This is a genomic window from Falsiphaeobacter marinintestinus (genome assembly GCF_007923355.1).
GTDB lineage: Bacteria > Pseudomonadota > Alphaproteobacteria > Rhodobacterales > Rhodobacteraceae > Phaeobacter_A > Phaeobacter_A marinintestinus.
Genome location: NZ_VOGO01000005.1, coordinates 339,934 through 349,847, shown reverse-complemented (window position 1 = coordinate 349,847; position 9,914 = coordinate 339,934). Strand labels below are relative to the sequence as shown.

Here is a 9,914-nt window from a genome sequence, read left to right as displayed (position 1 = left end):
CATAAACCACAACGCATAACTAACGGTGGGTCAAATCTCGGTGAAAATACCGGGTCAGTTCTCAGTGACATTCAACACCGTTTGGCTTGACCAACACAAACAAGCCACCGCCGTCAGACAATTTGTATGCCTTTGGTTTTGCTTGTTCTTTCCGAATCTTCAAATCTGAAAGTGCCATAGTGGGGGTATCAACCTCCTGCTTTGAGGCCAATACCCCCTTCAATACCCCCAATCGTCATGTTTTCTGGGGGTATCGAGTGTTCAGCTATGGTCAGGATGATAGCCCAATACATGCGAATAACTCAACAATTATGAGCACTTAAGAGCATCTATGTTCGGAAGAATTGGTGCCCAGGAGAGGACTCGAACCTCCACATCGTTGCCAATACTAGCACCTGAAGCTAGCGCGTCTACCAATTCCGCCACCTGGGCAGGTGTCGTGTGGAGCGCGTTTAAGCCGAGCCGCTGGGGGTGTCAAATGGATTCGTGCGGGGATTCGCGAATTTCTTCAGGGCGCGAGGGTATCAGGAGGAACGAGCGGTCGGTTGCGGTTCTTTTCCTTCATATTTCCCGAAAATCCACGCGAGTCGCGGCGTTTTTGTGCCTTGTTTGGCCTTCGACGGAACGGTAGATCGGGACAAGAGCCATTAGCGGGAGCATCAGACATGTCGAAACTCGTCACGATTTACGGTGGATCGGGCTTTGTCGGACGCTATATCGCGCGGCGCATGGCCAAGGAGGGCTGGCGGGTTCGCGTGGCTGTCCGTCGTCCGAACGAGGCGATGCATGTCAAACCCTACGGCGTTGTTGGCCAGGTCGAACCGGTGTTGTGCAACATCCGCGACGAAGCTTCGGTTGCGTCTGTCATGGAAGGTGCAGACGCGGTGGTGAACTGCGTCGGTGTTCTGAGTGAACGCGGTAAGAACACCTTTGACGCGGTTCAGGCCGACGGTGCTGGCCGGATCGCCCGGATCGCCGCTGAGCAGGGTATCGAGCGGATGGTGCATATCTCGGCAATCGGAGCTGATGCCGAGTCGAACAGTGACTATGCCCGCACCAAGGCGATGGGAGAGGCCGCGGTACTTGACGCCATGCCCGACGCCGTGATCCTACGCCCGTCGGTCATCTTCGGCACGGAAGACGAATTCTATAACCGTTTCGGCGGGATGACCCGGATGTCTCCTGTCCTGCCTTTGGTCGGCGCAGAAACAAAGTTCCAGCCAGTCTATGTTGATGACGTCGCCAAAGCGGCCGTGATGGGCGTTCTGGGCGAGGCCACGCCGGGGGTCTATGAACTGGGCGGGCCCGTGACGGCCACATTCCGCGCCTTGATGGCGGAGATGCTGGAGATCATTCACCGCAACCGCATCATTGTCGGCCTGCCGTTCTGGGTGGCGCGGATCATGGCGGGGACGCTGGATGTGGTTCAGTTCGCCAGCTTCGGGTTGATCAGAAACAACACGCTGACCCGGGATCAGGTGCGCAATCTGGCCCGTGACAATGTGGTGTCAGATGATGCCAAAGGGTTCTCGGATCTGGGCATCAAACCTGTTGAGGCCGCTGCGGTTCTGCCCGATTACCTGTGGAAGTTCCGTCCGTCGGGCCAGTACGACGATATCACACGCTCGGCTGGCAAGCTCAGCTCCTGAGTTTTTAGATAGCTAATCCGATTTGAAACACCGCCCTGACCGGCGGTGTTTTTGCGTTTCACGTATAGGCGATGATCAACAGGACAACTCCAAGGATCACGCGATAGATGACGTAGGGTGTGAAACTGACGCTTTTCAGCAGACGCATCATCAGCGTCAGCGCCAGAAGCGCGGCCCCAAAGGCGAACACAGCGGCGATGGCGCTGTCCTGGGCGGCCTGCCAATCAGCGCTTTGCACCACGTCCGCGCCCAGCAGGATGCCAGACGCGAGGATGGTGGGGATCGACATCAACATGGCCAGTCGTGCGGCCTCTTCCCGTCCATAGCCCAGCTTGCGCCCCGCGGTGATGGTGATGCCGGACCGGGACGTGCCGGGGATCAGTGCGATCGCCTGCCACAGCCCCATGACCAGAGCATCGCGGACCGACCAGTCTTTGACCGTCTTGGTGTCTGCGCCGGTCTGATCGGCCCAATACAGAACAATGCCGAAGATCAGCATCGCCCAGCCGATGACAGCGACAGAGCGCATCGCACCACTGAGGCCGGTGACATGCAGCACCAGTCCCGCCAGGATAACCGGGATCGTGCCAACGATCAGACCCAGCGCCAGACGTGCGCCGGGTGTCGAGGCGTTGCCGCAGGCAAGGTCCATCAGCCCGCCCAGCCCGATTTTCACATCCCGCCAGAAATAGAGCACGACAGCCCCCAAAGTTCCGACATGCACGGCGACATCGATCAGCTGACCCTGATCCTCAAGCCCGGTGAGTCCGGGTAGCAGAATCAAGTGACCAGAGGACGAAACCGGCAAAAATTCCGTCAGACCCTGGATAATGGCCACAAGCAGAAGTTGAAAAATGGGCATTTGTCCGATAGCCTCGTATTATTCAGTGGTTTTTCGGCCACGTATCTTTTTGTTTTCACTATATAAAGATGTTTTTAGGTCCGGATCGTTACCCAAAACCTTGCACCTGCAGCAAATTACCGTCTAGAGAGGAGGAGAAATCGAAAACAAGGTCAGGAGTTCTGACTTTTAATCTCTCGCGCCTTCTCATAAACAGGCGCTGCCAGCCTTATCATGGAGTCTTAGCCGTGGCCAAGCAACCGATGCTCAAATTCGTATCCGTCGACCGCGATATGCCTGAAAAACGTCAGGCCGAAACGCGGCGCGAGGACTTTGACGAGATCTATGCCGAGTATGCGGACGCCAAGGCGAAAGAACAGGCCAGCCGCTGTTCGCAATGTGGTGTGCCTTATTGCCAGACGCATTGTCCGCTGCACAACAACATCCCTGATTGGCTGCGCCTGACCGCGACCGGACGTCTGGAAGAGGCGTATCAGATGAGTCAGGCGACCAACACCTTTCCGGAAATCTGTGGTCGGATCTGCCCGCAGGATCGCCTGTGCGAAGGCAATTGTGTGATCGAACAGTCGGGTCATGGCACCGTGACAATCGGGTCGGTCGAAAAATATATCACCGATACAGCGTGGGAAAATGGCTGGGTCAAGCCAGCAGCTCCGGCCGTGGAACGCCCTGAAAGTGTTGGCATTATTGGTGGTGGCCCCGGTGGATTGGCGGCTGCGGACATGCTGCGTCAGGCTGGAATTCAGGTCACAGTTTATGACCGCTATGACCGCGCCGGCGGGCTGCTGACCTATGGCATTCCCGGTTTCAAGCTGGAAAAGGACGTGGTCATGCGCCGCATCCAGCAGTTGAAAGACGGTGGAGTGGAATTCGTAATGGATTGCGATGTCGACGCCGACATTTTCGCCACCATCCAGGCCGAACATGATGCCGTGATCATCGCCACCGGAGTCTATAAGTCGCGTGACTTGCAGATGCCCGGGAGCGGAGCCCAAGGCATTGAAAAAGCGATTGATTTCCTAGTCGCGTCGAACCGCAAGAGCTTTGGCGACGCCGTCGAAGACTATGACAATGGCCGCCTGAGTGCCGATGGCAAGCGCGTGGTCGTGATCGGCGGCGGCGACACCGCGATGGACTGTGTGCGCACGTCGATCCGCGAAGGCGCGGTGAGTGTCAAATGTCTGTATCGCCGCGACCGGGCCAACATGCCGGGATCGCAGCGCGAAGTCGCCAATGCCGAGGAAGAAGGCGTTGTCTTTGAATGGCTTAGCGCCCCCAAAGGCTTTACCGATGACAACGGAAAAGTGTCGGGTGTGATGGTCCAGAAGATGCGTCTGGGCGCCCCGGATGCCAGTGGTCGTCAGGCCCCCGAGGTGATCGAAGGCGCGGATTATGTCGAAGAAGCCGATCTGGTGATCAAGGCGCTGGGGTTTGAACCCGAAGACATGCAAACCATGTTCGGCAAGCCCGAACTGGCGGTGACCCGCTGGGGCACCATCAAGGCGCAGTTCACCACCGGCGAAACCGAAATACCGGGCGTCTATGCCGTGGGGGACATCGTGCGCGGTGCATCTCTGGTGGTCTGGGCGATCAAGGACGGGCGCGATTGTGCCGAAGCAATCCTGAAAAAACTGAATGCCCCGGCGGCCGTCGCTGCGGAATGACGTCGTAAGATTTCGGGACCGTTTCGTACGATTGAAACGGCCAGGATCTGACTGAATTTCGACAGTTTGGGGAGTTTCCGGTCGATTTCGTACGATGTGTCCACGCCGCGCATATTCGACCGGAAGAAACGAAATATTAACTAAGCAGGTCAGCAATGCTGACGCGGAAGGTAAAGGAAAGATGAACATGATCATGCCCATCAAGACCCTGACTGCATCTGCGGCGACATTCGTCATGCTGACCGTTGCAACCTGGGCCGGAACTCAACCGTATGCCGGGCAGGAGGGACGCGAGATTGCCAGCCTGTCGGGCGCCGATGTGACGGCGTTGCTGGCGGGTGAAGGATGGGGGCTGGCGAAACCGGCCGAGTTGAACGGGTACCCCGGCCCTGCGCATGTTCTGGAACTGGCGGACAAGTTGCACCTGACCGATGCGCAGCGCGGCGAAATCACCGCGATCTTTGACGGCATGAAGGCCGAGGCGCAAAGCCTTGGCGCTGCCTATGTCGAAGCTGAAGAACACCTGAGCCGGATGTTCCGCGCCGGTCACGCCGACCCGGACATGCTGAGCCGCATTCTGGCGGACTCGTCCGACACTCTGGCCAAGCTGCGCGCGGTGCATCTGTCGGCCCATCTGGAAACGACGCCAATCCTGACGGCACATCAGAAAGCCATGTATCAGACCCTGCGCGGCTATGGCACCGGGTCAGATCGCAGCGGACACGGAGGGCATAGCCATGACTGATATCTCAGGCCAATGCCTGTGCGGTGCTGTGACCGTCACAGCCACGATCAACACCGGTGAGCGTCCGGCGATCGTACGGGCGTGCCACTGCGACATGTGCCGTCGTCAGACCAGTTCGATGTTCATGTCTTTGGCCACCGATCCGGGAACTTTGAAGATCGAAGGGCCTGAGAAAATCTACCGGTCGTCCGAGTGGGCGCAGCGCGGATTTTGCGAGGTCTGCGGATCGACGCTTTGGTACGGCACGCTACATGATGGCGTGAAAAACATTGCCGCCGGGTTATTCGACAACGCCGCTGGCGCACCTTTGAAACTTGAATTCTACAGCGACATGGTCCCCGAGGGATATGCGCTGGCCGGTGATCATCGTCGTCTGACGACGCAAGACGCCATAGCCCTGTTTGCCCCCCAAGAAGGAGATAACTCATGACCAAGTATGATGAAAATTGGGCGGCCCAAGAAGAAACGAAACGTCAGTGGCTGGCCGAGAACGGCCTGTATTCGCAAGAAGAAGAACATTCGTCCTGCGGCGTTGGCCTTGTTGTTTCGGTGAATGGCGAGCGCAGCCGGTCGGTTGTTGAGGCCGGGATTACCGCGCTGAAGGCGATCTGGCACCGAGGTGCTGTGGATGCGGATGGCAAGACCGGTGACGGTGCTGGCATTCACGTGCAGATCCCGGTTCCGTTCTTCTATGACCAGATCCGTCGCACCGGGCACGAGCCCAACATGGACGAGCTGATGGCCGTGGGTCAGGTGTTTTTGCCGCGTACCGATTTCGGGGCGCAGGAAACCTGCCGGACCATCGTGGAAACCGAAGTGCTGCGCATGGGCTATTCGATCTATGGCTGGCGTCATGTGCCGGTCAATGTCGGATGTCTGGGCGAAAAGGCCAACGCGACCCGGCCCGAGATCGAACAGATCCTGATTTCGAACTCGAAAGGGTCGGATGAAGACACGTTTGAACGCGAGCTTTATGTGATCCGTCGCCGGATCGAAAAGGCCGCGGCGAACATGAAGGATCTGTATATCGCGTCGCTGTCGTGCCGGTCGATCATCTATAAGGGTATGATGCTGGCCGAGCAGGTTGCGGATTTCTATCCCGACCTGCTGGACGAACGGTTTGAGAGCGCCTTTGCGATTTATCACCAGCGGTATTCGACCAACACCTTCCCGCAGTGGTGGCTGGCGCAGCCGTTCCGCATGCTGGCCCATAACGGCGAGATCAACACGCTGAAGGGCAACATCAACTGGATGAAAAGCCACGAGATCCGCATGGCTTCGGCGACGTTTGGCGATCATGCCGAAGACATCAAGCCGATCATCGCGGGCGGGTCTTCGGATTCTGCGGCTTTGGATTCGGTGTTCGAGGCGTTGGTGCGCGCAGGCCGGTCGGCCCCGATGGCCAAGACCATGCTGATCCCTGAATCGTGGTCCAAGCAGGCGGTCGAACTGCCCGAAGCGTGGCGCGACATGTATTCCTACTGCAATTCGGTCATGGAGCCGTGGGACGGCCCCGCCGCTTTGGCGATGACCGATGGGCGCTGGGTTTGTGGCGGGCTGGACCGGAACGGCCTGCGCCCGATGCGCTATGTTGTGACCGGTGACGGGCTGCTGATCGCCGGATCGGAAGCGGGCATGGTGCCCGTGGACGAGGCCTCCGTTGCCGAAAAGGGCGCGCTTGGTCCGGGGCAAATGATCGCCGTGGACATGAAGAAGGGCCGTCTGTACCACGATACCGAGATCAAGAATAAGCTGGCCTCGGCCCTGCCTTTTGGCGACTGGGTGCAGAAGATCAACGATATCGACGAGACGTTGCTGGGCGCGACCGAGAAGACGTTGTTTTCGGGCGAAGAGCTGCGCAAGCGCCAGATCGCGGCGGGCTATACCATCGAAGAGCTGGAGCAGATTCTGGCGCCTATGGCCGAGGACGGCAAAGAAACGCTGGCCTCGATGGGGGATGACACGCCGTCGGCTGTGTTGTCCAAGAAGTACCGCCCGCTGAGCCATTTCTTCCGCCAGAACTTTAGCCAGGTGACCAACCCGCCAATCGACAGTTTGCGCGAATACCGGGTGATGTCGCTGAAAACGCGGTTCGGGAACCTGAAGAACGTGCTGGACGAAGACAGCAGCCAGACCGAAATCATCGTGATGGACAGCCCGTTCATCGGCAACGCGCAGTGGGAAAAGTTGGTCGAAGCGTTCAATGCGCCGCTGACCGAAATCGACTGTACGTTTGAGCCGGGCAAAGGCGCGCTGGATGCGGCGTTGAAGCGGATCCGCTCGGAAGCCGAGGATGCGGTGCGCTCGGGCGCGGGGCATCTGGTGCTGACAGACCAGCATTCGGACGCGGACAAGATCGCCATGCCGATGATTCTGGCCACAAGTGCGGTGCATTCACATCTGACGCGGCAGGGGCTGCGGACATTCTGTTCGCTGAACGTGCGGTCTGCCGAGTGTATCGATCCGCATTACTTTGCGGTGCTGATTGGCTGTGGTGCGACCGTGGTCAACGCCTATCTGGCCGAGGATTCACTGGCCGACCGTATCGAACGCGGCCTTCTGGACGGCACACTGACCGAAAACGTCGCGCGGTATCGCGAGGCGATTGATCAGGGCTTGCTGAAGATCATGGCGAAGATGGGGATCTCGGTGATCTCATCCTATCGCGGTGGTCTGAACTTTGAGGCCGTGGGGCTGAGCCGTGCGATGGTGGCCGAGTATTTCCCAGGCATGATCAGCCGGATTTCGGGCATCGGGGTCAGCGGTATTCAGGTCAAATCCGAAGAGATCCACGCCAAGGGCTGGACCAGCGGGCTGGACGTGCTGCCGATTGGCGGATTTTACAAAGCCCGGACCTCGGGCGAGACCCATGCCTGGGACGCAACTGGCATGCACATGTTGCAGATGGCCTGCAACAAGGCGTCGTTTGAGCTGTGGAAGCAGTATTCGGCCAAGATGCGGGCCAGCCCGCCGATCCACCTGCGGGATCTGCTGGACGTCAAGCCTGTGGGCAAGCCGGTTCCGATTGAAGAGGTCGAAAGCATCACGTCGATCCGCAAGCGGTTCGTGACTCCGGGTATGTCGCTGGGGGCGTTGTCGCCCGAGGCGCACAAGACGCTGAACGTGGCGATGAACCGGATCGGGGCCAAGTCGGACAGCGGCGAAGGTGGCGAAGACCCGGCGCATTTTGTGCCTGAGCCCAATGGCGACAACCCGTCGGCCAAGATCAAGCAGGTGGCCTCGGGGCGGTTTGGCGTGACCGCCGAGTATCTGAACCACTGTGAAGAACTTGAGATCAAGGTCGCGCAGGGCGCCAAGCCCGGCGAGGGTGGTCAGTTGCCGGGGATGAAGGTCACCGACCTGATTGCCCGCCTGCGCCATTCGACCAAGGGCGTGACGCTGATTTCACCGCCGCCGCACCACGATATCTATTCGATCGAGGATCTGGCGCAGCTGATCTATGACCTCAAGCAGATCAACCCGCGCTGCAAGGTGACGGTGAAACTGGTCGCGTCTTCGGGCGTGGGCACGATTGCCGCTGGTGTGGCCAAGGCCAAGGCCGATGTGATCCTGATTTCGGGTCACAATGGTGGCACGGGCGCATCGCCGGCGACGTCGATCAAATACGCGGGTCTGCCGTGGGAAATGGGTCTGACCGAAGCGCATCAGGTGTTGGCCATGAACAACCTGCGCGACCGGGTGACTTTGCGGACCGATGGCGGTTTGCGCACCGGGCGGGACATCGTCATGGCCGCGATGCTGGGGGCCGAAGAGTTCGGCATCGGCACCGCCGCGTTGATCGCGATGGGCTGTATCATGGTGCGTCAGTGTCAGAGCAACACCTGCCCTGTGGGCGTCTGTACGCAGGACCCTGAATTGCGCGACAAGTTCACCGGCAATGCAGACAAGGTCGTCAATCTGATCACGTTCTACGCGCAGGAAGTGCGCGAAATTCTGGCGTCGATTGGCGCGCGGAATTTGGACGAGGTGATTGGCCGTGCCGACCTGCTGAGCCAGGTCAGCCGAGGGTCGGAGCATCTGGACGATCTGGACCTGAACCCGCTGTTGATCACGGTCGATGGGTCGGCGAACATCGTCTATGACCGCAACAAGCCGCGCAATGCCGTGCCGGATACGCTGGATGCCGAGATCGTGCGCGATGCGCATCGGTTCCTGGAGGACGGCGAAAAGATGCAGCTGTCTTATGCCGTTCAGAACACGCACCGCACCGTGGGCACCCGGACCTCGAGCCATATCGTGCAGAATTTCGGCATGCGCAACGCGTTTCAGCCGGATCATCTGACGGTGAAACTTCAAGGCTCGGCTGGTCAGTCTTTGGGCGCGTTCGCGGCCCCGGGTCTGAAGCTGGAAGTGTCGGGTGATGCCAACGACTATGTCGGCAAGGGTCTGTCGGGGGGCACCATCGTGGTGCGCCCGCAGCAGGTCAGCCCGCTGAAGGCAGATGAGAACACCATCATCGGCAACACCGTTCTGTACGGCGCGACCGACGGGTTCCTGTTTGCTGCCGGTCGGGCCGGTGAGCGGTTTGCGGTGCGCAACTCGGGCGCGACGGTGGTGATTGAAGGCTGCGGGTCGAACGGGTGCGAATACATGACGGGCGGCGTTGCCGTGATCCTTGGATCCATCGGTGCCAACTTTGGCGCGGGTATGACCGGCGGCATGGCGTATCTGTATGACCCGGACGGGCTGGCGGAAACCATGATGAACATGGAAACGCTGGTCACCTGCCCGGTCACGGTCGAGCACTGGGATGCCCAGCTGAAGGGGTTGATCGAGCGTCATGCGACTGAAACCAACAGCGCCAAGGCCCGCGATATCCTGCAGCATTGGGACATCGAGCAGCAGCATTTCCTTCAGGTGTGCCCGAAAGAAATGCTGAACAACCTGCCCGCCCCTCTGAGTGTCGAAGCGGGCGCGATCCCGGCAGAGTGACACCAAAGACACGTTGAAACAGCGCAGCCCCGTCCGGTTAA

6 protein-coding genes and 1 tRNA gene are annotated in these 9,914 nt (G+C 59.2%); 5 read left to right on the top strand and 2 right to left on the bottom strand.

Annotated elements, in window-relative coordinates; genetic code table 11:
- Positions 1 to 345: 345 nt before the first annotated feature.
- Positions 346 to 432: transfer RNA gene (locus FOY56_RS13565), tRNA-Leu, on the bottom strand.
- 233 nt (positions 433 to 665) lie between these two features.
- Between FOY56_RS13565 and FOY56_RS13560 the strand changes: the two genes are divergently transcribed.
- A complete protein-coding gene (locus FOY56_RS13560; protein WP_146346378.1) occupies positions 666 to 1,649 on the top strand; it encodes a complex I NDUFA9 subunit family protein in 984 nt (327 codons plus the stop codon).
- Positions 1,650 to 1,707: 58 nt separating this feature from the next.
- Here the strand turns inward: FOY56_RS13560 and FOY56_RS13555 are convergent, their stop codons facing one another.
- Positions 1,708 to 2,511 carry an undecaprenyl-diphosphate phosphatase gene (locus tag FOY56_RS13555; RefSeq protein ID WP_146346377.1) on the bottom strand — a complete coding sequence of 268 codons (804 nt, stop codon included), beginning with the start codon at positions 2,509 to 2,511 and terminating at the stop codon, positions 1,708 to 1,710.
- A 227-nt stretch (positions 2,512 to 2,738) separates the two neighbouring features.
- Here FOY56_RS13555 and FOY56_RS13550 point away from each other — a divergent pair, with 227 nt between their 5' ends.
- The 4 genes from FOY56_RS13550 to gltB all read left to right on the top strand — a co-directional run bounded on the left by FOY56_RS13550 (position 2,739) and on the right by gltB (position 9,873).
- A complete protein-coding gene (locus FOY56_RS13550) occupies positions 2,739 to 4,175 on the top strand; it encodes an NAD(P)-dependent oxidoreductase (protein WP_146346376.1) in 1,437 nt (478 codons plus the stop codon).
- A gap of 187 nt (positions 4,176 to 4,362) precedes the next feature.
- On the top strand, positions 4,363 to 4,920 hold the full coding sequence (locus FOY56_RS13545; RefSeq protein ID WP_146346375.1) for a Spy/CpxP family protein refolding chaperone: 558 nt from the start codon (positions 4,363 to 4,365) through the stop codon (positions 4,918 to 4,920).
- Positions 4,913 to 5,350, top strand: a complete 438-nt coding sequence (locus FOY56_RS13540; protein WP_146346374.1) for a GFA family protein — start codon at positions 4,913 to 4,915, stop codon at positions 5,348 to 5,350. The genes FOY56_RS13545 and FOY56_RS13540 overlap by 8 nt, the downstream gene beginning before the upstream one ends.
- On the top strand, positions 5,347 to 9,873 hold the full coding sequence (gltB, locus tag FOY56_RS13535) for a glutamate synthase large subunit (RefSeq protein WP_146346373.1): 4,527 nt from the start codon (positions 5,347 to 5,349) through the stop codon (positions 9,871 to 9,873). Before FOY56_RS13540 ends, gltB begins: the two co-directional genes overlap by 4 nt.
- Positions 9,874 to 9,914: the final 41 nt, after the last annotated feature.